This window comes from Streptomyces sp. NBC_00659 (genome assembly GCF_036226925.1).
In the GTDB taxonomy this organism is placed as follows: Bacteria; Actinomycetota; Actinomycetes; order Streptomycetales; family Streptomycetaceae; genus Streptomyces.
On the sequence record NZ_CP109031.1, the window covers coordinates 6,930,113 to 6,953,769 of the forward strand.

At 71.0% G+C, this 23,657-nt stretch carries 16 protein-coding genes and 1 pseudogene; 12 read left to right on the top strand and 5 right to left on the bottom strand.

Annotation, left to right across the window (positions count from 1 at the left end; translation table 11 throughout):
• Positions 1-132 precede the first annotated feature (132 nt).
• Positions 133-909 carry a transcriptional repressor LexA gene (gene lexA / locus OG410_RS30310; RefSeq protein WP_081219793.1) on the bottom strand — a complete coding sequence of 259 codons (777 nt, stop codon included), beginning with the start codon at positions 907-909 and terminating at the stop codon, positions 133-135.
• Positions 910-1,429: 520 nt separating this feature from the next.
• On the opposite strand from lexA, the gene nrdR reads away from it, so the two are divergent.
• The 3 genes from nrdR to OG410_RS30325 all read left to right on the top strand — a co-directional run bounded on the left by nrdR (position 1,430) and on the right by OG410_RS30325 (position 6,044).
• The gene (nrdR, locus tag OG410_RS30315) at positions 1,430-1,981 is read left to right on the top strand and encodes a transcriptional regulator NrdR (protein WP_329301994.1); all 552 of its coding nucleotides are present in this window, start codon (positions 1,430-1,432) and stop codon (positions 1,979-1,981) included.
• Positions 1,982-2,144: 163 nt separating this feature from the next.
• A complete protein-coding gene (locus OG410_RS30320; protein ID WP_329301995.1) occupies positions 2,145-5,042 on the top strand; it encodes a vitamin B12-dependent ribonucleotide reductase in 2,898 nt (965 codons plus the stop codon).
• A 318-nt stretch (positions 5,043-5,360) separates the two neighbouring features.
• Positions 5,361-6,044: a DUF6215 domain-containing protein gene (locus OG410_RS30325; RefSeq protein ID WP_329301996.1), complete on the top strand. Its 684-nt coding sequence runs from the start codon at positions 5,361-5,363 to the stop codon at positions 6,042-6,044.
• An 82-nt stretch (positions 6,045-6,126) separates the two neighbouring features.
• Here OG410_RS30325 and OG410_RS30330 read toward each other — a convergent pair whose 3' ends face one another.
• On the bottom strand, positions 6,127-6,660 hold the full coding sequence (locus OG410_RS30330; protein ID WP_329301997.1) for a TerD family protein: 534 nt from the start codon (positions 6,658-6,660) through the stop codon (positions 6,127-6,129).
• A 154-nt stretch (positions 6,661-6,814) separates the two neighbouring features.
• Between OG410_RS30330 and OG410_RS30335 the strand changes: the two genes are divergently transcribed.
• The 4 genes and pseudogenes from OG410_RS30335 (at position 6,815) to OG410_RS30350 (ending at position 11,471) form a co-directional block, all read left to right on the top strand.
• Entirely contained in the window at positions 6,815-7,420 is a 606-nt protein-coding gene (locus tag OG410_RS30335; RefSeq protein ID WP_326785093.1) for a YdbC family protein, read from the top strand.
• 105 nt (positions 7,421-7,525) lie between these two features.
• Positions 7,526-8,186, top strand: a pseudogene (locus OG410_RS30340) (histidine phosphatase family protein).
• Positions 8,187-8,198: 12 nt separating this feature from the next.
• A complete protein-coding gene (locus tag OG410_RS30345) occupies positions 8,199-9,128 on the top strand; it encodes an ADP-ribosylglycohydrolase family protein (protein ID WP_329301998.1) in 930 nt (309 codons plus the stop codon).
• A gap of 753 nt (positions 9,129-9,881) precedes the next feature.
• Positions 9,882-11,471 (top strand): DUF4153 domain-containing protein, encoded by a 1,590-nt coding sequence (locus OG410_RS30350; RefSeq protein ID WP_329301999.1) that lies wholly within the window; start codon positions 9,882-9,884, stop codon positions 11,469-11,471.
• A 217-nt stretch (positions 11,472-11,688) separates the two neighbouring features.
• Here OG410_RS30350 and OG410_RS30355 read toward each other — a convergent pair whose 3' ends face one another.
• On the bottom strand, positions 11,689-13,236 hold the full coding sequence (locus tag OG410_RS30355) for an MFS transporter (RefSeq protein WP_329302000.1): 1,548 nt from the start codon (positions 13,234-13,236) through the stop codon (positions 11,689-11,691).
• Between the two features lie 184 nt (positions 13,237-13,420).
• Between OG410_RS30355 and OG410_RS30360 the strand changes: the two genes are divergently transcribed.
• The 3 genes from OG410_RS30360 to OG410_RS30370 all read left to right on the top strand — a co-directional run bounded on the left by OG410_RS30360 (position 13,421) and on the right by OG410_RS30370 (position 15,741).
• Entirely contained in the window at positions 13,421-14,044 is a 624-nt protein-coding gene (locus OG410_RS30360) for a TetR/AcrR family transcriptional regulator (protein ID WP_329302001.1), read from the top strand.
• Positions 14,045-14,344: 300 nt separating this feature from the next.
• Entirely contained in the window at positions 14,345-15,046 is a 702-nt protein-coding gene (locus tag OG410_RS30365; protein WP_329302002.1) for a ribonuclease HII, read from the top strand.
• A gap of 68 nt (positions 15,047-15,114) precedes the next feature.
• The gene (locus tag OG410_RS30370; protein ID WP_329302003.1) at positions 15,115-15,741 is read left to right on the top strand and encodes a hypothetical protein; all 627 of its coding nucleotides are present in this window, start codon (positions 15,115-15,117) and stop codon (positions 15,739-15,741) included.
• A gap of 541 nt (positions 15,742-16,282) precedes the next feature.
• Here OG410_RS30370 and OG410_RS30375 read toward each other — a convergent pair.
• Both OG410_RS30375 and OG410_RS30380 read right to left on the bottom strand, forming a co-directional pair.
• Entirely contained in the window at positions 16,283-16,915 is a 633-nt protein-coding gene (locus tag OG410_RS30375) for a hypothetical protein (protein WP_326785087.1), read from the bottom strand.
• Between the two features lie 223 nt (positions 16,916-17,138).
• Positions 17,139-19,346, bottom strand: coding sequence for a RecQ family ATP-dependent DNA helicase (locus tag OG410_RS30380; protein ID WP_329302004.1), 2,208 nt, complete (start codon positions 19,344-19,346; stop codon positions 17,139-17,141).
• 132 nt (positions 19,347-19,478) lie between these two features.
• Between OG410_RS30380 and OG410_RS30385 the strand changes: the two genes are divergently transcribed.
• Positions 19,479-21,089, top strand: coding sequence for a DUF4192 domain-containing protein (locus OG410_RS30385; protein ID WP_329302005.1), 1,611 nt, complete (start codon positions 19,479-19,481; stop codon positions 21,087-21,089).
• 389 nt (positions 21,090-21,478) lie between these two features.
• Positions 21,479-23,608: a glycogen debranching N-terminal domain-containing protein gene (locus tag OG410_RS30390; RefSeq protein ID WP_443063916.1), complete on the top strand. Its 2,130-nt coding sequence runs from the start codon at positions 21,479-21,481 to the stop codon at positions 23,606-23,608.
• The last annotated feature ends 49 nt before the right edge of the window (positions 23,609-23,657 follow it).

A 23,657-nucleotide genomic window follows, 5' to 3' on the forward strand; every position in this document is an offset into this window, starting at 1 on the left:
CTCCACGAGTCCGTCCGGCCGGCCGCCTGGCCACCGGACGGACCGGCGAGCGAACGAACAGGACCCCGGAACCGGCGCAGTTGGTTCCGGGGCCCGGTCAGGGGCGGGGGCGGCGGACCGCCCGTCGCGGTGTCACACCCGGCGCAGCACGGCGACGACCTTTCCGAGGATGGTCGCCTCGTCACCGGGGATCGGCTGGTACGCCGAGTTGTGCGGCAGCAGCCACACGTGTCCGTCCTCGCGCTTGAATCGCTTCACCGTGGCTTCGCCGTCCAGCATCGCGGCGACGATGTCGCCGTTCTCGGCGACCGGCTGGCGGCGGACCGTCACCCAGTCCCCGTCGCAGATGGCGGCCTCGATCATCGAGTCACCGACGACCTTCAGGACGAACAGCTCCCCGTCGCCGACGAGCTGGCGGGGGAGGGGGAACACGTCCTCCACCGACTCCTCGGCGAGGATCGGGCCACCGGCGGCGATACGGCCGACGAGCGGAACGTAGGACGCGGCCGGCTTGCCCGCCGTGTCCGTCGGCTGCACCGACGACTGGTCGGACCCCCGTACCTCGTACGCGCGCGGGCGGTGCGGGTCTCGCCGCAGGAAGCCCTTGCGCTCCAATGCCATCAGCTGGTGTGCGACGGAGGAGGTGCTGGAGAGGCCCACGGCCTGCCCGATCTCCCGCATCGACGGCGGGTAGCCGCGCCGCTGCACGGAGTCCCGGATCACCTCGATCACCCGGCGCTGCCGGTCCGTGAGTCCCGAGCTGTCGGCCCGGATGCCTGGAGGTCGGCCAGGCAGGGAACGCTTTGGCCCCTCATGATTCGCGGCTTCGTTCATCGCATGCACCGGCTCGAGTCGGCCCTGGGAGCGGTCCTGGGCGGTGATGGTGGCGCTGTCTGCGGTGGTGGTCACGTCGGCCCCTCTCGATGGTCTCCCTGCTGGACAACGGTAGTTGCTTTCGAAAGGTTGCGCCAAACACACGTTCGAGTGAAAAAAAGCGAATTGCCTGACGTGGGCATGTGTCTGGGTGTATGGCTGGGCGATGCGCCTTACGGGCGAAAGGGTCCATTGCTGCACCCTCCACCGCCGGAGGCGGCGGCCGTGCCGGCTGGCCTGGGCCGCCGTCCAGTCTGCCACCCGATGGCCGGCAGGCCGGGAACCGGCCCTCTTTCCGTGTGCCGACCACGCTATCCCCGTGTGTCCGGGATGGGTATGCCTGTGCGGCACGTGCCCTTACGTGTACGACACGCAGGTCGTGGGCGAATTCGCGAGCCGATCCCCACATCTAGTGGTTGGATTGCGGAGGCATCCCAGAAGTTGTGGTCCCCCGGGTCTCCGGGCCCTCGGGCATCGCCTATGCTTGAGGCTGCTTCGAGGGACCGGTGAGGTCCCGCGAGGTTCCTGAGTCGTGCTGTGAAGGAGGGTTGGAGCCATGCACTGCCCCTTCTGCAGGCACCCGGACAGCCGCGTCGTCGACAGTCGTACGACCGACGACGGCACGTCGATCCGCAGGCGCCGCCAGTGCCCCGACTGTTCCCGTCGTTTCACGACCGTGGAGACGTGCTCGCTGATGGTGGTGAAGCGCTCCGGTGTGACCGAGCCCTTCAGCCGCACCAAGGTCATCAACGGTGTGCGCAAGGCCTGCCAGGGACGGCCCGTCACCGAGGACGCGCTCGCCCAGCTCGGTCAGCGGGTCGAAGAGGCCGTGCGGGCCACCGGGAGCGCCGAGCTGACCACCCACGACGTGGGGCTGGCCATACTCGGACCCCTGCAGGAACTCGACCTCGTGGCCTACATGAGGTTCGCGTCCGTGTACCGGGCCTTCGACTCGCTCGATGACTTCGAAGCCGCCATCGCGGAACTCAGGCAGGTGAATCAGCGCCCCGCCGCGGACGACGACGTCCCGGACGTGGTGCGCCAGGAGACCGATCGCGGGTCCGGTGGAACCGCTGAGGTTCCCGTGCCCGCCACCGCCGCCGACTGACCGCGGACCGGACCCTTCCGGGCGTCCGGGCCCGCCCGCGGGCGGCGACCACAGACTTGCAGCGCACGGCCGTACCAGCGGCGCGCGCGGCATCAGACACAGACCGTGCCACGGGAAGTTCGCGGCACTTCAGCGCGTTTTAGCCTGTTACAGGGAGGCGGCAATGACAGAGACGACGAGCGGTCCGGCACGAGGTTCCCGCGCGAAGAGCGGAGCCAAGGCCAGCAAGGGACTGCGCATCGAGCGCATTCACACCACCCCCGGCGTGCACCCGTACGACGAGGTGGAGTGGGAGCGCCGTGACGTCGTCATGACCAACTGGCGCGACGGCTCGATCAACTTCGAGCAGCGTGGCGTCGAGTTCCCCGGCTTCTGGTCGGTGAACGCGGTCAACATCGTCACCAGCAAGTACTTCCGCGGTGCCGTCGGCACCCCGCAGCGCGAGGTGGGCCTCAAGCAGCTCATCGACCGCATCGTGAAGACGTACCGGAAGGCCGGCGAGGACTACAAGTACTTCGCCTCGCCCGCCGACGCCGAGATCTTCGAGCACGAGCTGGCGTACGCCCTCCTGCACCAGATCTTCAGCTTCAACAGCCCCGTCTGGTTCAACGTCGGGACGCCGCAGCCCCAGCAGGTCTCCGCCTGCTTCATCCTGTCCGTCGACGACTCCATGGAGTCGATCCTCGACTGGTACAAGGAAGAGGGCATGATCTTCAAGGGCGGCTCCGGCGCCGGCCTGAACCTCTCCCGCATCCGCTCCTCCAAGGAGCTCCTGTCCTCGGGCGGCAACGCCTCGGGTCCCGTCTCCTTCATGCGCGGCGCCGACGCCTCCGCGGGAACGATCAAGTCGGGCGGCGCCACCCGCCGCGCGGCCAAGATGGTCATCCTCGACGTCGACCACCCCGACATCGAGAACTTCATCGAGACCAAGGTCAAGGAGGAGGAGAAGATCCGCGCCCTCCGTGACGCGGGCTTCGACATGGACCTGGGCGGCGACGACATCACGTCCGTCCAGTACCAGAACGCCAACAACTCGGTCCGTGTGAACGACACGTTCATGAAGGCGGTCGAGGAGGGCGGCAAGTTCGGCCTCACCTCGCGCATGACCGGCGAGGTCATCGAGGAGGTCGACGCCAAGTCGCTCTTCCGCAAGATGGCCGAGGCCGCCTGGGCCTGCGCCGACCCGGGCATCCAGTACGACGACACGATCAACAACTGGCACACGTGCCCGGAGTCCGGCCGTATCAACGGCTCGAACCCGTGCAGCGAGTACATGCACCTGGACAACACGTCCTGCAACCTCGCCTCGCTGAACCTGATGAAGTTCCTGAAGGACGACGGCAAGGGCCGCCAGTCCTTCGAGATCGAGCGCTTCGCCCAGGTCGTCGAGCTGGTCATCACCGCGATGGACATCTCCATCTGCTTCGCGGACTTCCCGACGGAGAAGATCGGCGAGAACACCCGCGCCTTCCGTCAGCTGGGCATCGGCTACGCCAACCTCGGCGCCCTCCTCATGGCGACCGGCCACGCGTACGACTCCGACGGCGGCCGCGCGCTCGCCGGCGCGATCAGCTCCCTGATGACGGGTACGTCGTACAAGCGCTCCGCCGAACTCGCCGCGGTCGTCGGCCCGTACGACGGCTACGCCCGCAACGCGCAGCCCCACCAGCGCGTCATGAAGCAGCACGCCGACGCCAACACCGCGGCCGTCCGCGTGGACGACCTGGACACCCCGATCTGGGCCGCCGCCACGGAGGCCTGGCAGGACGTGATCCGCCTCGGCGAGAAGAACGGCTTCCGCAACGCGCAGGCCTCCGTCATCGCGCCCACCGGCACCATCGGTCTCGCGATGTCCTGCGACACCACCGGCCTCGAGCCCGACCTCGCGCTGGTCAAGTTCAAGAAGCTGGTCGGCGGCGGCTCGATGCAGATCGTCAACGGCACCGTGCCGCAGGCCCTGCGCCGCCTGGGATACCAGGAGGAGCAGATCGAGGCGGTCGTCGCCCACATCGCCGAGAACGGCAATGTCGTCGACGCCCCCGGCCTCAAGCACGAGCACTACGAGGTCTTCGACTGCGCCATGGGCGAGCGTTCCATCTCCGCGATGGGCCACGTCCGCATGATGGCCGCGATCCAGCCGTGGATCTCCGGCGCGCTCTCCAAGACGGTCAACCTGCCGGAGACGGCGACCGTCGAGGACGTCGAAGAGGTCTACTTCGAGGCGTGGAAGATGGGCGTCAAGGCGCTCGCGATCTACCGCGACAACTGCAAGGTCGGCCAGCCCCTCTCCGCCAAGACCAAGGAGAAGGAGAAGACCGAGGTCACGGCCAAGGCCGAGAACACCATCCGTACCGCGGTCGAGAAGGTCGTCGAGTACCGCCCGGTCCGCAAGCGTCTGCCCAAGGGCCGTCCCGGCATCACCACGTCCTTCACGGTCGGCGGCGCCGAGGGCTACATGACCGCCAACTCCTACCCCGACGACGGTCTCGGCGAGGTCTTCCTGAAGATGTCGAAGCAGGGCTCCACCCTCGCGGGCATGATGGACGCCTTCTCGATCGCCGTCTCGGTCGGCCTTCAGTACGGCGTGCCGCTGGAGACGTACGTCTCGAAGTTCACCAACATGCGCTTCGAGCCGGCCGGCATGACGGACGACCCGGACGTGCGGATGGCGCAGTCGATCGTCGACTACATCTTCCGTCGCCTGGCGCTGGACTTCCTGCCCTTCGAGACGCGCTCCGCACTCGGCATCCACTCCGCCGACGAGCGCCAGCGCCACCTGGAGACGGGTTCCTACGAGCCCACCGACGACGAGCTCGACGTCGAGGGCCTGGCCCAGTCCGCGCCCCGCGCGCAGGAGCTGAAGGCCGTCGCCGCCCCCAGGGCCGAGGCCGTCGTGGCGGTGCCCGACCCGAAGCAGGTCCGCACCAGCGCCGAGCTGGTGGAGATGCAGCTGGGCATCCAGGCCGACGCGCCGCTGTGCTTCTCCTGCGGTACGAAGATGCAGCGGGCCGGGTCCTGCTACATCTGCGAGGGCTGCGGTTCGACGAGCGGCTGCAGCTGACACCGGGCGCCGGTCCGGCGAGCGGTCGCGGCTGACACCGGGCGCCCTTCGGGCGTGAACAGCTGATCAGGGCGGTGGAGCGGGCAGTCGGCTCCACCGCCCTCGGCGTTGCCGTCGGGGGCGGCACCGCGCCCCGCGGCGGGCCCGTCGTGTGCGCGCTCACCCGTCCGGCGGCGAGCCTGTCGTGCGCGCCGCCTCCCGGTGTCCCGGGTGCCGCGCGGCGACGGCCCGGGGCCCGGCGGAATTCGCCTTTCATACGAAACGATCAACGGTTAGTCTCCCTCCGCGCGCATGGAGCGCGATGGGGAGGCGGGGGACATGACCGACAAGGTGACCGGTTCGAGGAGAGGCCTGAACACGGGGGTTCAGGCCGTCGCGGCGGTGGTGCTGGTCGCGGGCGTCACGGGGGGCATATGGGGGCTTTCGCGGGTCCTTCCGAACAGCAACGGCACCAACGACCCGGCCAGGTGCTCCGACCGGCTCAGCACCCCGCCGCCGCCGAAGCGCGTCTCCGGTGAGCAGCTGTGCCAGGCGCTCAACCGCGCGGACCTGCCGGCCCTCCTCGGGACGCCCGACGAGCACGCGCAGACGGCCGACGGCGACGACAGCTGGATCACCCTCGACGGCGGCACCAAGATCGCCAGCCCTGAAGCGAACGTCACGCTGAAGACCTACTCCGTGAAGCTGTCGGCCTCGGACGACCGGCTCTCCGTCGCCCAGGGCCTGGATCTGCTGCCGAAGGCGGAGCCGAGGCAGATCCTGGGCCACCCGGCGGTCCTCTACTCGGACCGGACGATCGCCCTCAGCTTCGGCGGGGGCAAGGCCGAGAGCGGCCCCGGCGGCGTCGCCCGCAGTCTGCTGGTCGCCAGGGACGCCAAGGGGGGCGGTGGTTCGTTCGAGATCTCCGTCTGGCGTCAGGACGATGTGGTGCCCGACGACGCGGCGCTGTTCCGCGTCGCCGAGCTGGTGCTGCCGACGGTCCCGGGCTGGAAGAGCGGCTGAACACCCGCTGCTGGACAGGCCCCCGGGCGGGTCCGGGACCGACGGCCGGCACAGCGCGGACAGGAGGACACCGGGCTGTGCCTCACGCCTCCTGCGGGCTGCCCATGACCCGCGCGAAGGTCGCCGGATCGGTGTCGTAGCCGTGGATGCCCGGGTGGAACGTCCATTCTCCGGAGTGGTCGCGCACGAACTCCCCGATGGTGGCCGCCGTCGAGCCCAGGACGTCGCCGAAGTCGCCCTGCGTCAGGACGGTGTAGCCCTCACGCAGGCGGAAAGCGGGGTTGAGGACACCGACGAAGGTCCGGGCCTCGGTGCGCTGCTGGATGAGGACACCGACGACCACGCGCCCGTAACGGCTGTCCAGGCGCTCGAGTTCCAGGGTCATGACCTCGTCCCAGCCGAAACCCTTGCCGTCCTTGCTGTCGCGGTTCAGATAGATGGTGCCGTCCGGAGAACGGCTGCCGAAATACACTACGTAGTCCGGGTTTCCGTGCGGCGCGGACGCCAGGTACGTCGCCGCGACGATGTCGAGATCGGTCGCGGGCTCACCCGTGGGACTGGGATCCCATTTGACCGCCAACTCGGCTTTGCGGATTCCCTTGTTGAGACCGTTCACCGGATGTCCCCTCCCCGTTCCTCAACAGTGGCCAAACCAACTCCCCTGAGAGTAGGGCCGGTTGTCCATCGTGCCACGCACACCGGGGCGTGCGCCCGGATCCACTCCGCCCGAGCGTGACCGGCGCCACGTTCCGGGGCCTTACGATGGCGCGGTGCTGGTCAAGTGGATTCGCTGCACCGTGGTCGACCGCCGCGGTTTCGAACGGGGGCAGCGAAAGTGGGCGGGGCTTCTGGGAGAGCCGGGATTCCGGGGACAGGGGGGAGGGTGGAGCGCGGGGCGGTCCGGCGTCGCTCACATCTTCTCCTTCTGGGAGAGCCGCGCCTTCTACGACTCCTTCATGGCCCGGTCCCATGACCGGCTCGCCGCATCGCAGTCGGGCACTTTCAAGGACTCCCAGGTCAAGCTGTTCGACTACCGCTTCGACGTGAAGACGGGCTTCGAGCCGCGCTTCACGGACTCGGACGTGGTCCGGGTCGCGCACTGCCGTGTCCACGAGGAGCGCGCGGAGCACTTCGCGCTCATGCAGGAGAAGGTCTGGAACCCCGCGATGGCCGGTTCGCCCGGCATGATCCGGGGCATGTTCGGCGAGGCGCCCGGCAGCGAGTTCCTGGTCCTGTCCATGTGGCGGTCGGCCGCCGAGCACGGCAAATACCGCGCCGAGCGGCTGGAGAGGCTCGCGCTGCGCGCCCAGCTGGACGCCGACATAGCTGCTCTCGCGGGGGACGTCGTACAGCTGGAACCCGGCTGGATCGTCTGACGGGACCCTCCCTTCCGGCGAACTGATGTGCGGGAACGGTGTGACCTGCGCCTTATGAGACCGTACGACTGCTCGAACGGTGCTGGCACGATCTAGGGTTTTGGCATGGCACGACCACGGCGCATCGTCCTTGTCCGGCACGGCGAGTCGGTGGGCAATGCCGACGACACCGTGTACGAACGCGAGCCCGACCACGCTCTGGCGCTCACGGAGACGGGGTGGCAGCAGGCGGAGAACACCGGCAAGCAGTTGCGCGAACTTTTCGGAAGGGAGCGCGTAAGCGTTTACGTCTCGCCTTACCGCCGTACCCACGAGACGTTCCGGGCCTTCCATCTCGACCCCGGGCTCGTCCGGGTGCGCGAGGAACCGCGCCTGCGTGAGCAGGACTGGGGCAACTGGCAGGACCGTGACGACGTACGTCTTCAGAAGGCGTATCGCGACGCGTACGGGCACTTCTTCTACCGGTTCGCGCAGGGCGAGTCGGGCGCCGACGTCTACGACCGGGTCGGCGGCTTCCTGGAGAGCCTGTACCGGAGCTTCGAGGCCCCCGACCACCCGCCCAACGTGCTCCTGGTGACCCATGGCCTGGCCATGCGGCTGTTCTGCATGCGCTGGTTCCACTGGTCGGTCGCCGAGTTCGAATCGCTCTCCAACCCGGGGAACGCGGAGGTGAGGATGCTCGTTCTGGGGGAGGACGGCCGGTACACCCTCGACCGTCCCTTCGAGCAGTGGCGTGATCCGGAAATCGTACGGAGCCACCGGATAGAGTGGCAGGGCGATGATCGCTGACACCTCTCCCGACGGGCGCTTCGAGCGCGCCCTCGCCAGCCTGCGCGGAATCGCGGTGGGAGACGCGCTGGGCTCGCAGTTCTTCGTGCCCGCGAACTACCCGCTGCTCAAGCGCCGAGAGCTGCCGCCCCAGCCCTGGCAGTGGACCGACGACACCGAGATGGCCTGCTCCGTGGTCGCCGTCCTGGCCACGCATTACCGCATCGACCAGGACGCGCTGGCGCACTCCTTCGCCCACCACCACGACTTCGACCGGGGCTACGGCCCGGCGGTCAACCGGCTGCTGCGGCTGATCCGGGAAGGCGGAGACTGGCGCGAGCTCGCGTCTGCCCTCTTCAAGGGGCAGGGCTCCTGGGGCAACGGCGCCGCGATGCGGATCGCCCCGCTGGGTGCCTGGTACGCCGACGATCCGGAGCAGGCGACCCACCAGGCGGAGATCTCCGCCTACCCGACGCACCAGCATCGCGAGGCCGTGGTCGGTGCCATGGCCGTCGCCGCGGCCGCCGCGCTGGCCGCCGACCCGGCGGGACCGCCGAGCGCCGAGGCCCTGCTGGACGGCGTCATCGCGCTCGTACCGCGCAGCGCCGTGGGGGCCGGCCTGAGGCGCGCCCGCGACATGCTCGACTACGGGGACGCCGCGACCGTGGCCGCCGTACTGGGCTGCGGACGGCGTACGTCCGCCCACGACACCGTGCCCTTCGCCCTGTGGTCCGCGGCCCGTGCCCTGGGTGACTACGAAGAGGGCTTCTGGACCACCGCCCAGGTCGGTGGCGACGTGGACACGACGTGCTCCATCGTGGGCGGCGTGGTCGCCTCCGGTAAGGCGGGAGTGCCCCCCAGGGCATGGCTGGACGCCACGGAGGCGCTGCCGGAATGGCTGCCCGGGCTCCCGTCCGGAAGTGGCGCAGGCGCCGCGTAGGGCGTACGGCAGGGGGTTGCCGGGCTCCTGGGCCACCGAGTGTGCGGGCGGCGTGCGGGGGCGCGGGCGGCGGGCGCAGAGGGGGCGCTGGGCTGTGTCACAGGCTTGCTACAGCCCCGCAGCGCCCTCGTGAGCCGCTTTGCCCCCGGATACCGTGTGCGCCACGCCGCCCGTTGATCATGACGGGCGTGTGCCGACGAAACACCGGCCGACAGCCTCCCCGCCCCAGTGGCGCAATCCGGGCTGCCCGGTGACCGGCTGGGAGGGGATCCCTTGTCCGACATACCGTCCACGCCCGAGCCCGTAGAGGGGTCATCGGCGCAGCGGAAGAGCCCAGAAGCGAGCGAGGAGAATCCGGGAGCCGAGTCCCGGCCCACGCGGACACCGGAGCCCGCGGACTCCACGAGCCCGGCCGAACCGGGATCCACGGTGCGGCGACCGGAGACCGGTCCCGGCGCGATGGCGAAGTCGGCCGAACTGGGGGGCGCGGACGGGCCTGGGGGTAAGGCTGCGTCCGGGGGTACGGAAGAGTCTGAGGGTGTGGCCGAACCGGGGGGTGCGGACGGGCCTAAGAGTGTGGTCGAACCGGGGGGTGGCGACGAGCCTGAGGGTTCTGCCGAGCCGGGGAGTGCGGCCGAGCCGGTGGGTGCGGACGGATCCGAGGGCGGGGATGTGTCCGGCGGTGGGGACGAGCCCGAGGGTTCGGACGCCTCCGGGGATGACCGGTCGACCGGCGGCGGGCTAGAGCCTGGCATGAGGTCCTCGTCCGAGCGGGTGGCCAGGGTCGACGGCCAGCCGCGTTCCCAGGCCTCCCGATCGCCGCAGGCGAGGACCGGCAAGACGGCTCCGTCGGCCGCCCCCGAACTGTGGTCACCGGAGTTGTGGGCCACGTCGCCCGCCCCGGTGCGTACGCCCACGCTGTGGGCCGTGCTCGCGACCGGCCTGCTGAGCATGCTGCTCCTCGACGGCGGTCTGGCGGTCAACCTTCTGCTGGTCGCGATCCCCACAGCACTCGCCGCGTACTTCGCGGGCCGGGACGCGGGGCGCCGCACGCGCGCGTGGAGCGTGGTCTGGGGCGTCGGCGGCATCGGTCTGCTGGCCGTGCCCGCTCTGCGGGACGCGGACTGGCCGTCGTTCCTGGCCGTCGTGACGGCGATCGGGCTCGGCTCGCTCGCGCTGAACGGCGGCCGCACCTGGCCCGCGGTTCTGCTCGGACCCGTCGGCGTGGTCAACTCGGTGGTCACCGGTGTCGCCTGGGGCTGGCGCGGGCTGCGGGAACGATTCGGCGGAGCCCGTCGGGGAGTGGGTGTCGGGCTGCGCGCGTTCGTGGTGAGCGCCGTCCTGCTGCTCGTCTTCGGGGCGTTGTTCGCCGGAGCCGACGCCGCCTTCGCCGATCTGCTCGGCGACCTGGTGCCGGACACCTCGGTCACCGGTGGACCCTGGCGCGTGGTGCTTCTGGTGTCGGGCCTGGTCGTGGCACTGTCCGTGGCCCACACGGCGGCCGCACCGGTGCGACTGGACCGGGTCGTGGTGCGACCCGGTCGCCCGCGCAACCGTGTCGAGTGGGCCCTCCCGCTGATCGTGCTCACGGTGCTCTTCGCGGCCTTCAACGCGGTCCAGCTCGTCGTGCTCTTCGGCGGTTATGACGCGGTGCTGAAGAAGACCGGCCAGACGTACGCCGAATACGCGCGCCAGGGTTTCTGGCAGCTGCTGTTCGTCACGCTGCTGACCCTGCTCGTCGTGGTGTTCGCGCTGCGCTGGGCACCGCGGGACGGCGCCGGCGACCGGAAGCTGGTGCGCGGTGTGCTGGGAACTCTGTGCGGCCTGGCGCTCGTTGTCGTGGCATCCGCTGTGCGGCGTATGGACATGTATGTGGAGGCTTATGGGCTGACGCGGCTGAGGATCTCGGTGCTGGCCGGAGAGCTGTGGCTGGGCCTGGTCATCGTGCTCATCATGGCGGCCGGTGTGTGGGGCGCCCGCTGGCTGCCCCGCGCCGTCGCGGCCAGTGCGGCGGCCGGCGTCCTCGCGTTCGGGCTGATGTCGCCCGACAGCCTGATCGCCGAGAGGAACGTCCAGCGGTACGAGGACACGGGCAACTTCGACGTCCTGTACGCCCGCGATCTGTCGGCCGACGCCGTACCCGCCCTCGACAAGCTCAAGGAGCCGATGCGTTCCTGCGTGCTGAGACCGATCGCCGACGAACTGGACCAGGACGACGCGCCCTGGTATGCGACCAGTTGGGGTGAGGCCCGGGCCCGGGACATCCTCCGGGACCACCCGCCCGCCAAGTCCATCAGCGAGAGCGAGTGCGACTCGTTGACGGAGTTCCCCGAGTACCGCTGAACGCGTTCTTCCGATGCGTCCATGTCCAAGTCCGCGTCCACGTCAGGTTCGCGTCCAGGTCGACGTCGACGTGGACGGGCCTGGCCACCGGCTCCGTGTCGCGGACGGCCGGATCGTGGTCACCCCGGGTCTCCCTGACCCGGACCACGGCCCGGCCCTCCGCGGGGCCGCCCGGAGCCGCTTTCAGCCCGCGGCCGCTCTCGGCCCGGAGCCCCTTTCAGCCCGCGGCCGGTCCCGCCGTACCGGCGAGAGCGTCCAGGTCGCTCTTCCTGACCTTGATCACCAGCGTCGCGGTGGTCAGGGCCAGCAGAGCCATGCCCACCGCCGGCACGAAGGCGGTCGAAATGCCGTGGGCGAGCACGTCATGACCCCAGGGGGCGGGCAGCTGCTGGGTCTTGGCGAACGCCGCCTTCTGCTCGGCCGAGCCGTCCGCCAGGAACTTCGGTACCTGCTTCTGCGCCTCGTCGCGGCTGGCCGTGCCGAAGACCGTGGTGAGGATGGAGAGGCCGAGCGAACCGCCCACCTGCTGCGTGACGTTGAGCAGACCGGAGGCCGCCCCCGCCTCGTGCTGGGCGACACCGGAGACGGCGGTGACCGTCAGCGTCACGAAGTTCAGGCCCATGCCGAAGCCGAACAGCAGCATCGGGCCGAGGACTCCGCCGGCGTACGAGTCGTCGGGGCTGATGAAGGTCAGCCAGCCGAGCCCGAGGGCGACGAGTGACGAGCCGGTGACCATGAACGGCTTGGGGCCGAGCACCGGCAGGAAGCGCTGCGACAGACCCGCGCCGACCGCGATCGCGACCGTCACCGGGAGGAAGGCCACACCGGCCGAGATCGGGGTGTACCCCAGCACGTTCTGCACGAAGAGCACGATGTAGAAGAACATGCCGAACATCGCGGCGGCGAGGCTCAGCATGATCAGATACGTGCCCGAACGGTTGCGGTCGGCGAACATCCTCAGCGGGGTGATGGGTTCCCTCGCGCGCGTCTCGATGATCCCGAAGGCCAGCAGCAGGGCCACGGCCGCGCCGAACGACCCGATCGCGAGACTGTCCCGCCAGCCGTTCTCCGCCGCGCGGATGAAGCCGTAGACCAGGGACGCCATACCGGCCGTCGAAGTGACCGCGCCCGCGATGTCGAAGCGTCCCGGGTGGCGCTGGGACTCGTTGATGTACATCGGCGCGAGAACGGCGATCAGGATGCCGATGGGCACGTTGACGAACAGGACCCATCGCCAGTCGAGCCACTCCGTGAGCATGCCTCCGGCGAGCAGGCCGATGGCGCCGCCACCGGCCGAGACCGTCGCGAAGACGGCGAACGCCCGGTTCCGCTCCGGGCCCTCGGGGAAGGTCGTCGTGATCAGGGCCAGCGCTGTCGGTGAGGCGATCGCGCCACCCACGCCCTGAAGGGCCCGCGCCGCCAGCAACTGCCAGGGCTCCTGGGCGAGTCCGCCGAGCAGCGAGGCCAGGGTGAACAGCAGGATGCCGGTCATGAAGACCCGGCGCCGGCCGAGGATGTCGCCGGCCCGTGCGCCGAGAAGCAGCAGGCCACCGAAGGTGAGGGTGTAGGAGCTGATCACCCATGTCAGGTCGGTGGTGCTGAAATTGAGGGCGTCTTGAATGTGCGGGAGTGCGATGTTCACAATCGTCGCGTCGAGTACCACCATGAGTTGGCAGGCCGCGATGACGGTGAGGGCGATGCCGGGATGTCCCTCCCGGCGGGCCGCACCCGGCTTGCTGTCCTTAATCAACTGAGAGGTTGTCACTATGCTTCCCCCACAAGTGAGTTAGTGAACGCTCGCGTTCACTTGCGCGTCAACGGTAGTGACTCCCCTTCAGTGAACGCAAGCGTTCACTGAAGTCGCTGCCCGCTGGCGACGAGCCGGTCATCCGTCCCGCACGGAAGCCCGGCTCCTCCGAATACCGCTCCCTGTACGACGGAGAACTCTGATGGCTACTTCGCGTTGGACGGCCGCCCCCGCTCAGGCGCCACCCTCGCGCCGGCGCGGCGCCGTGCTCGAGCGCGCGATCCTGGAAGCCGCGCTGGAACAGCTCGGCGCGGTCGGCTGGAACGGCCTCACCATGGAGGGGGTGGCCGCCGCTGCGCAGACCGGCAAGGCCGCGGTCTACCGTCGCTGGCCCTCGAAGGTGGACCTGGTCGCGGACGCGCTCCAGGCCGGACTGCCGGATCTGACTCGGGCTCCCGACCTCGGCAGTGTCCGGGAGGACCTGCTGCAGGTGTGCCGGAGGGTACGTGAGGCGATGTTCTCACCGCCGGGAATCGCACTTCGCTCTGTGCTTCACGAATGCGATGTGAGGCAGGCCGAGCGCTTCAACCGAGTCATCCGCGGCGGGGTCGTCGAGCCCACCCTGCACCTGCTCCGCGAGGTCGTCCAGCGCGGGATCGAACGGGGAGAGGTGCGTCCCGACGCAGCGAACTCGTACGTCTTCGACGCCGTCCCGGCGATGATGATGTACCGCTCCAAGGTGTGCGCGAGCGAATGGAGCGAGCTGGATCTCCAGGAGATGATCGACCAGATGATGGTCCCGCTGCTGTGTGTACGCGTCGCCTGACCGGCCTGACCGGCCTGACCGGCCTGACCGGCCTGACCGGCCTGACCGGCCTGACCGGCCTGACCGGCCCTGCGCGGGTCGGTCGGCCGGTGTACGGGAGCGGGTTAGCCGGTGCGGGCGGGCCGGGTCGGCTGGTGCGGGCGGGCTGGTGAGCGGGTGTGTACGGGCCGGTCGGCCGGTTGTACGGGAGTCGGTCGGCCAGTGTGGGCGGGCCTGCTCGCCGACGCAGGGGAGGGCTTTACGGCGGCCCGGGGGCCTGGGTGTCGCGAGGCGCTCCGGGCGGCGTAGTCTGAGGGCGCCATGCCGTACGAACCCCCCACTCATACCGTCGAGCGCTCCCTCCGCGCCACGACCGGAGCGAAGGTCATCGCCGGTGTCGACGAGGTGGGGCGCGGTGCCTGGGCGGGCCCTGTCACCGTCTGCGCCGCCGTCACCGGACTGCGCCGCCCGCCCGAAGGGCTCACCGACTCCAAGCTCCTGACCGTCAAGCGCAGGACCGCGCTCGCCGTGGAGTTGGAGAAATGGGTGACGGCGTACGCTCTCGGGCACGCCTCCCCGGAGGAGATCGACCGGCTGGGCATGACGGCCGCCCTGCGCCTCGCGGCCGTACGCGCCCTGGATGCCTTGCCGGTCCGCCCCGACGCGGTCATTCTCGACGGGAAGCACGACTATCTCGGCGCTCCCTGGAAGGTCCGTACGGTGATCAAGGGCGACCAGTCCTGCATCGCCGTCGCGGCGGCCTCGGTGATCGCCAAGGTGCGGCGCGACAAAATGATGGCCGAACTGGGTGTCGACCATGCAGACTTCGGCTTTGCGGCCAACGCCGGGTACCCGGCGCCGGTCCACAAAGCCGCGCTGGAGGAGCGGGGCCCCACCCCGTACCACCGGTTGTCGTGGGCGTATCTTGATGCGCTGCCCCAGTGGCGGCACCTCAAGAAGGCCCGCAGCTTGGCGGACGGACGCGTTCCGGAGATCGAGGGCCAGCTCGGCTTCGATTTCTGACGATTCCGTTCGCACTCATGTGCCACCCGCCGGGGCGAGTCGTACCGGCGTTTGATAGATATCAGCTCATGCCTCTCATTCCCGAGGAGCCTCAGATTCACGAGAGTGCCCAGGGTCCCCGCGTCACTCCGGCCAGTGGCCGCACCGCGCCGACCCCTCGCCCTGTACCCGGTCCCCGTCCCGCGGCTCCGCCGCGTCCCGGCCGTCCGGGTCCTGTCCGGCCCATGCCGGCCCAACGCACCCCGCGCGAGCCGGTCGTGGCCGCACCGGGGCCGTCCCCCAAGCCGGCCGCACCCGTGGCCGGCGCCCCGCAGATCCAGCTCGTCCCGGCCTCGGCCGACGGTGCGCTGGACGCGGCGGAAGAAGCCGTCGACCTGCTGCTGGAGTCGGGCCGCGTTCCCGGTGAGGTGCTGGTGATCACCACCGGCGATCCGCACCCGTGGGCCGCGCACGAACTCTCGTTCGGCGAGGCCGCCTACTGGGCGCAGCACGACGCCGGCGACGACGTCTTCTACACCGACGCCGCTGCCGCCCGTCGCGCCGCTTCCCGTCCCGTGGTCGTGGTCGCGGTCAACGGTGGTTCCGGCGAGGTCGCCGCGACCGCCCTGCCCCTGGCCCTCGGCCGGGCCGGTGCCCTGCTGATCGTCTGCGGCGACCCGCAGCAGATCAACTCGGTCCTGGCCGCAGGCGTCTGAGCGCGTTCCGGACCCGGTCCGGAACGCGCCCGGCGGGACGCTGAGGGTGCCGCCACGGCGGCACCTCCACGGCGGTCGCCTCGGCGTACCCGTATGCGTTCGCGCCCTCAGGCTGCTCGCCTGCCGCTCGTTCGTGTGATGTCGAGGCGGCATGACGCCGGCCTGCCGCTCGACTGAGGACCTTCGGGCTCCCGGTAGGTGTCACCGGGGCCTCTGGTGGGTGTGACAGGGGGCTTCCGGTGTGTGTCACCGGACCGGGAGGCCGACCGCTCTCCGCGTGCGTTTCCCCGATCGCTCGCCTGTGCGCGCATGGGTGCTTCGTGTTTCGTCCCGCAGGCGCAGAGTCATCCAGCGTGCCCCTGCTCGCTGTGTGACCTCCTGGCCGCCGAGCGTGGGTGCGCCCCGGATCCGAGCCACACGTTGGTGCCGCACCGGCGCATGGGTGGTACCACCTGTACCGCCCCGCCCTGGTGCCCGTCCGGCCGAGCGTGTGCGGTCCGCCTTTCCCCCGGCGGGCCGCCGCCCACGACTCGCCCGCCTCTCAGCGGGCGGCCGCCCGGCGCATCACCTCGGAAGCGACGCCTCCGGTGCGGGGCAGCGGCGGCATCACCTCACCCACATAGAACTCCGGCGCCGAGTCGGAGTTGGGGCGGCGTCCGCCGCGGCCCTCGCCCAGAACCTGCCAGCCGTCACGTGTCAGCGTGATGTACGCGCCGCACCGCAGTCCGTGGAGCGTGCAGGCATCGCGCAGTCCCCACATCCAGGCCCCGTCCTCCTCCGTCCAGCGCGCGTCACCGTCCCGGCAGTACAGCAGTACGGCCGTGCGCGCGGGAGTGCGGCGCCGCAGGTCGTGCGGGATGACCCGGCGCAACTGTGCGAGCAGCGCGTTGCGGAACATCCAGCCGTCGGCGGGTGCCGAACGCCGGGTGAAGGACGCGCTCGCCATCAGCCGTTCGTCGTGGTCGAGCACGGCGACGACCGCGGTCGACGGTCTGGGCCGGTGCCGGGCGTGAAGGCCGCTCACGACCTCACGGGGATCGCGCAGAAGCGGAATTCCGGCCGAGGCCCATTCGGCGGGTTCCAGCATGCGGGTCAGTGGGTTGGTGGAAGCGGCGGACAGGTCGGGAGACGTCGACATGGTTGCCGCCGAGGACGGAGCGAATCCGAAGGTCACGGTCCTCCCTTCGGCTACGTGCCCATACAGCGGGCGGGGTCGGACTTGGGGGATGGCACGCCGCAGCAGAGCCCTACCGGACCACGGGCAAACCGTGCGGGGAGCGGAGCTCAATTCTTCCTGTCGAACTGGAATGCGGCAACGAGCAATTGGGGCCACGGACCACTTTCAGGCGATTAGTGGCTTATATACCTGCCCGGTGTTCCGAATCGCGACACGCGGGTCACGCCTGTACGGCGAGGACCAGCGGCAACACTGCCTCGGCACCCGCTCTGCGTAGCATCCGCGATGCCACCGCCAGCGTCCAGCCCGTGTCCGTGGCATCGTCCACCAGCAGGACCGGACCCTGCGCTTCTCTCAGGGCGTCGGCCAGCCGCGGTGGCACGGTCAGGGCCCCGTCCAGCGCCTTCAGTCGCTGTGCGCTGTTGCTCCGGGAGATCTGGGCCGCCTCGCCGACGTACTCCACGGAGCCCAGCAGCGGCAGTCGGCCGATCTCCGCGATCCGCGACCCGAGCGAGTGGATCAGCTGCGGCCGCGAGCGCGAGGCGATGGTCACCACGCCGACCGGGCGTGGCTGGGCGTCGGTCTGCCCCGAGGCCCAGCCGCCGGGGCCCTTCGCCCAGTCGGCCAGGACGCCGACCACGGCTTGGGCGACATCGTCCGGAATGGGCCCGTCCGGGGCCTGCGGGGTGAGCATCGGCCGCAGCCGGTTGCCCCAGCCGATGTCCGAGAGCCGTCCCAGGGCACGCCCCGGAGCGGCTTGTTCGCCGGCCGGGATGCGGCCCTTCAGCTCGACGCCGACCGCGGCCAGCCCGGTCGGCCACATCTTCCGGGGCTCGACCTCGACGCCCGCGCGGTCCAGCTCGCCGTTCGCCGCGTCCAGCGCGGCGGCGGACACGGATGCCTGGAACCGCCCGCCGGCACAGTTGTCGCAGCGCCCGCACGGCGCGGCGCCCTCGTCGTCCAGCTGCCGCCGGAGGAACTCCATGCGGCAGCCGGTCGTCGACACGTAGTCCCGCATCGCCTGCTGTTCAGCCGCCCGCTGTTTGGCCACCCAGGCGTAGCGCTCCGTGTCGTACGTCCAGGGCATGCCCGTGGAGATCCAGCCGCCCTTGACCCGGTGCACGGCCCCGTCCACGTCGAGAACCTTGAGCATGGTCTCCAGGCGGGACCTGCGCAGCTCGACCAGTGGTTCCAGCGCGGGCAGGGAGAGCGGGCGCTCGGCCCGGGCCAGTACGTCCAGAGTGCGTCGCACCTGCTCCTCCGGGGGGAAGGCGATCGAGGCGAAGTACTCCCAGATCGCCTGGTCCTCCTTGCCCGGCAGAAGCAGCACCTCCGCGTGCTCCACACCACGGCCCGCGCGTCCCACCTGCTGGTAGTAGGCGATCGGGGAGGAGGGGGAGCCCAGGTGCACCACGAAGCCCAGGTCGGGTTTGTCGAAGCCCATGCCCAGCGCCGACGTGGCGACCAGCGCCTTGACGCGATTGGCGAGCAGGTCCTCCTCGGCCTGCTGGCGGTCGGCGTTCTCGGTCTTCCCGGTGTACGACGCCACGGTGTACCCGCTCTGGCGCAGGAACGCGGTGACCTCCTCGGCCGCGGCCACGGTCAGCGTGTAGATGATTCCCGAGCCCGGCAGGTCGTTCAGGTGCTCGGCGAGCCAGGCCATCCGGTGCGCGGCGTCCGGCAGCCGCAGCACGGCGAGACTCAGGCTCTCTCGGTCCAGGGGGCCGCGCAGAACCAGAGCGTCGGTGCTCACACCGGTGCCCAGCTGCTCCGCGACATCGGCCGTCACGCGCGCGTTGGCCGTCGCGGTCGTGGCCAGTACCGGGGTGTCGGGCGGGAGGTCGGCGAGCATGGTGCGCAGGCGACGGTAGTCCGGCCGGAAATCGTGGCCCCAGTCGGAGATGCAGTGCGCCTCGTCGACCACCAGCAGACCGGTGGCCGCGGCCAGTTTGGGCAGCACCTGGTCGCGGAAGTCGGGGTTGTTCAGCCTTTCCGGGCTCACCAGGAGGACGTCGACCTCGCTCGCCGCCACCTCGGCCTGGATGGTCTCCCACTCCTCCGTGTTGGAGGAGTTGATCGTCCGTGCGCGGATTCCGGCGCGGGCCGCCGCCTCCACCTGGTTGCGCATCAGCGCGAGAAGCGGTGAGACGATCACCGTCGGCCCGGCACCCGCCTCGCGCAGCAGCGCGGTCGCGACGAAGTACACCGCGGACTTGCCCCAGCCGGTGCGCTGCACGACCAGCGCTCTGCGCTTGTCGGCCACCAGCGCCTCGATCGCGCGCCACTGGTCCTCGCGCAGCCGTGCCTCCCCCGCCCGCGCGCCGACCAGGCGGGCAAGGACGGCGTCGGCCGTGGCGCGGAGGCTTTCGCGGGAGGCGTCGTGTGCGTTGTCGGGGACTGGTGTGGGTCGCGGGTCTTCGTTGGTCATGGCTCCATGCAACCGGATGGGTCCGACAAAGCGCGAACGAGCCGTCGAGCTGTGGACAACTTCTGGCGTGATCATGCGGACTGTTATCCACAGGCTCAACCGGAATTCGGCGATCCGCGAGATGGTCGCCGCATGACGAATCACGACGAATCGGCCGGTACGTCCGGCGACAAGAACATCAGCCCGGAAGTCCACGACGGTACGGCCATTCCCGGCGGGCTGCGCCATGGTGGCGGCGGGGGCCGTGCCCGCGACAACCGACACGCGGGCGGTGTGAGCCTCCCGGGCGGGGAGCATCAGGTGACTCTCCGTACCCCGGCAGAGCTGGCCGACGCGCTGCCCTATCTCCTCGGGTACCGCCCCGACGACAGCATCGTGCTGGTCGCCCTGCACGACCGGGAGCGGCGGGGCCGGTTCGGCGGCCGGGCCCGACTCGGTATCCCGGCCCACGCCGAGGACTGGCCGTCCGCCTCCGATCAGCTCGCCCAGGGACTGGTGAAAGGGGGCGAGCGCCGAGGCGCCCGCCCCGAGAGCATGGTGGCGTATCTGTGCCAGGAACCCGGGAACGGTGAATCGGGACGGGACGTGATGGAACGACTGCGCCCGCTCGCACAGCTGCTGCGGACGGCCTGCGGACGTCTCGACGTTCCGGTGATCGAGGCACTGTGCATCTCCGACGGCCGTTTCTGGACCTACACCTGCCCAGGTCAGGGATGCTGCCCGGCGGAAGGCACCTCGATGGGGCTGCCGGGCACGTCCGTCCTCGCCGCTGCCGCGACGTACGCGGGCCTTCAGGTGCGCGGATCCCTGAAGGACCTGACAGCCAGGTTTCTTCCCTGGGAGTCCACCGCCGCGCTGGGCCAGGAGGTGGCGCTGGACACGGCCAGCATGGCTCTCGTACCGAGGATCTTGGAGGAGCGCAGCCGAGCCGAGGTGGCCGAGGAGGCCCTCGCGCTGGCCCGGCGGATCAAGGACCGGTTCGTGGCAGCCTTCCCCGTGTCGGGAACGCGTCCGTCGGACCTGCGCGACGACGGACTCCTGGAGAACGACGAGGCCGCCACGCTGATTCTCGGCCTGCAGGACCGCACCACCCGTGACCGCGCCGCGCAGTGGATGGAGGGCGACGAGGCCGCCCCGGCGCTGCGCCTGTGGCGGGCACTGGCCCGTCGCTGCGTCGGCCCCTACCGCGAGCACGCGGCGGCACCCCTCACCCTCGCGGGATGGGTCGCCTGGTCCATGGGCGACGAACTGGAGGCACGGGAAGCGCTCGCCATGGCGCTCGGCGCCGATCCCGACTATCTGTTCGCCCGCCTTCTCCACCAGGCATGCAACGAAGGACTGGATCCGGAATCCGTCCGGCGCTGTCTGCGCGCCGAGCGCACGGACCACGGCCCGACCGGCACGGAGCGGCCGATCGACTCCGGCAGGCCACTGCCGGAGGACGGCCTGACGGTGCCCGGTTCCGCCCGGGAACCGGCCGGCCCGAAGACGACCGGCTCCCACGCGCCGGACACCCCGCCCCCGGCGCCCGGCGCCCGGCGTCGCCGCAGGCCCCGACCGGCCGCGATCGGCGGCGGCCGACCGGGCCGTCGAGGTCCCGGGACCTCGAACAACCAAGGGTGCCGCCCGGAGGGCGGTGCCTCACCGGCCGGGGACCGGCCACGGCGAGCGGCGGACCGGGCGGACGGCCGGCCGCGCAGGCGGGGCGACAGCGAGCGGCATGGTGCCGGGGAGGACTCGTGAGCGGCTGGGGTACAGCACGGCGGGTCAGGTCCGGGACGAAGTCCGGCCGACATGCTCGGCCGAGGCGGGGCGGAGTTCCCGACGCCCCGAGGGCGGGCCGCGTCCCCGTCCCACCGCTGCCGGACGGTGCGTTTTCCGCCGGGCCCGGTCACCTTCCGCGCGGTTGGCGACCGCTCGACCGGTGCTCGTGCAACCGATGGGCCGCCCCACCGCCATTCGGTCGGCTTCCTGGGCACATGCGTGACCCCGGACAGGGCTGTCCCGTTCACCTGAGTGGCGGAATCCCTGGCCGGATTGCGCCGCCGCAACGCCCGCGACCCCGCGGAGCCCCCACCCGGAGCAGAGCGCGCTCCAGGCGCACCGAGCGCGGAGGAAGCCACCCCATGCCCATGCCTCATCCGTCCTCGGCACCCGACGGCGGCCGTCCGACCGGGCACGAGCCCGCACGGCCCGCCGGACGCGGGGGCGCTCCGGCGGCCCCACGACCGGGCCGCGACGCGGGTGCGCCCTTCGTCCCGGCAGGGCGCGGACCCGGCACTCTCCGGACAGCCCTTCCCGTGCCGGGCCGGCCGGCGGACCTGCCGCCGGCCCACACCACCCTGATCTGTGCCGCCCTTCCCGGACTGGTGATCTCGACGGAGGAAGGACAACTGACCGGCCGCGGCCTCGAGGGCTTCTACATGGCGGGCCGGCGGACTCTGTCCCGCTGCCTGGTCCGGGTCGCGGGCCGGGAGCCGCTCGCGATGCAGGCCCGGATGCTCGCGGCCGACCGGGCCCGCTTCGTGGGCACGCTGCGCGCCGCCCCTGACACCGGACCGGATCCGGACGTGGTCGTCGAGAGAACCCGCCTTGCGGAGGGCATCGAACGGATCACCCTGCGCAGCTCGGCCCTTCGGGCCCTGCGCCTGCCCGTCGAGGTCGCCCTCGGGACTGACCTCGCGGAACTGGGCGACGTCGCCTCGGGACGGGGAGGGCCCGAACTGCCCGCCACTGTCCACGCCGCCGGCCTGCGCTGGTCCTGCCCCGCCGGCCACGTGACCGTCTCCGCCGACCCGCCGCCCACCGACGCGCTGGCCTCGGCGGGGATGCTGCGCTGGGAACTCGAACTGCCACCGGGCGGCACCCTCACACTGGAACTGCGCGTCAGACCGGACGGTCAGGGGCCGGTCAGGGCGGTGGGCCGCGGCGCGGCGAGCCCGTTCGCCGAGGCCCGGGTGCTGAGCGACGAGCCCGGAGCAGAAGCGCTTCTGAGCACCTGTGTCGATGACCTGCGGGCCCTGCTGCTGCGCGACCCCCGGCATCCGGCCGACACACACCTCGCGGCGGGAGCGCCCTGGCGCTGCGGACTGGCGTCGGCCGAGGCGCTGGCCGCGGCCCGGATGACCCTGCCGCTCGGCACGCGTCTCGCCGCGGGCACGCTGCGCACCCTCGCCCGCACCCAGGTCGCCGGTCCGGGACCGCACTCCGGACTGATTCCGGGACCGCTCCGGGACAGCGGGCCGCACCTGCCGCCGGGCTGCACGGCGACCGAGGCGACCCTGCTGTTCCCGGTCCTGCTCGCGGAGGCCTGGCGTTGGGGGCTGGCCGAGCGGGACGTGGAGGAACTGCTGCCCGCGGCCGAGCGCTGTCTGGAATGGCTGCGGACCACGGTCGGCGACGGCACGTATCTGCCCGACCCGCAGCCGGGCGGACCGTTCCGCTGCGAGACGCAGGCACACGCGCATCGCGCGGCCCTGCTCGGCGCCGGTCTGCTCGACGCACACAATCGGACCGGTGGCACGGGGCTGCGGCAGTGGGCCCAGGCGATGCGGGCGGCGTTCCATGACGACTTCTGGGTCGAGGACCCGACCGGTGGCCGACCAGTCGCCGCCCGTACCCAGGACGGGTGCCTCGTGCCCCAGCTCGGTTCGGTCACCGCCCATCTCCTCGACACCGGCTTGTCGGGTTCGGGAGAGACGGCTCCCGGTCTGCTCGACAAGGCGCGGACCGAACAGCTCGCGAGGCTCCTCGGCAGCCCGGCCATGGACTCGGGCTGGGGGCTGCGCAGCCTCGGGGCGAAGGAGGCGGCATACAACCCGTTCGGTCATCGCAGCGGGGCGGTGCGCGTCCACGAGACGGCCGTCGCCGTCACGGGGCTCGCCGCCGCGGGCCACGAGAAGGAGGCCGGCTCGCTGCTGCACGGCATCCTGGCGGCGGCCGAGTTCTTCGGCGGCAGACTGCCCGAGATGTACGCGGGGGAGCAGCGCACGCGGGGGAGCGCACCGCTTCCCCATCCGGCCGCCTCCCGGCCCGCGGCCACCTCGGCCGCCGCCGGGGTGATGCTGCTCTGCTCCCTGGCCGGCATCCGCCCCGATGCGCCCGCGGGCACGGTGACCCTGCGCCCGTTCCGGGCCGCGCACCTGGGAGAGATCGTGCTGACGGGCTTGAGGATCTCGGGTGCTCCCTTCTCCGTGCGCGTCAGCAGACTCGGGCTCGCCATGGTCGAGGAAGCGGACGACGGACTGCAGTTGCGGGTGTGACGTCGCGATACGCGTCCCTGACCGGCAGCCCCGCCGGCGAGGCTGCCGG

Excerpts from the sequence above, each read along its gene's own strand:
- nrdR (WP_329301994.1), top strand. The coding sequence starts at position 1,430 with ATGCACTGCCCCTTCTGCAGGCACCCGGACAGCCGCGTCGTCGACAGT.
- OG410_RS30320 (WP_329301995.1), top strand. The coding sequence starts at position 2,145 with ATGACAGAGACGACGAGCGGTCCGGCACGAGGTTCCCGCGCGAAGAGC.
- OG410_RS30325 (WP_329301996.1), top strand. The coding sequence starts at position 5,361 with ATGACCGACAAGGTGACCGGTTCGAGGAGAGGCCTGAACACGGGGGTT.
- OG410_RS30345 (WP_329301998.1), top strand. The coding sequence starts at position 8,199 with ATGATCGCTGACACCTCTCCCGACGGGCGCTTCGAGCGCGCCCTCGCC.
- OG410_RS30350 (WP_329301999.1), top strand. The coding sequence starts at position 9,882 with ATGAGGTCCTCGTCCGAGCGGGTGGCCAGGGTCGACGGCCAGCCGCGT.
- OG410_RS30360 (WP_329302001.1), top strand. The coding sequence starts at position 13,421 with ATGGCTACTTCGCGTTGGACGGCCGCCCCCGCTCAGGCGCCACCCTCG.
- OG410_RS30365 (WP_329302002.1), top strand. The coding sequence starts at position 14,345 with ATGCCGTACGAACCCCCCACTCATACCGTCGAGCGCTCCCTCCGCGCC.
- OG410_RS30370 (WP_329302003.1), top strand. The coding sequence starts at position 15,115 with ATGCCTCTCATTCCCGAGGAGCCTCAGATTCACGAGAGTGCCCAGGGT.
- OG410_RS30380 (WP_329302004.1), bottom strand. The coding sequence starts at position 19,346 with ATGACCAACGAAGACCCGCGACCCACACCAGTCCCCGACAACGCACAC.
- OG410_RS30385 (WP_329302005.1), top strand. The coding sequence starts at position 19,479 with ATGACGAATCACGACGAATCGGCCGGTACGTCCGGCGACAAGAACATC.
- OG410_RS30390 (WP_443063916.1), top strand. The coding sequence starts at position 21,479 with ATGCCTCATCCGTCCTCGGCACCCGACGGCGGCCGTCCGACCGGGCAC.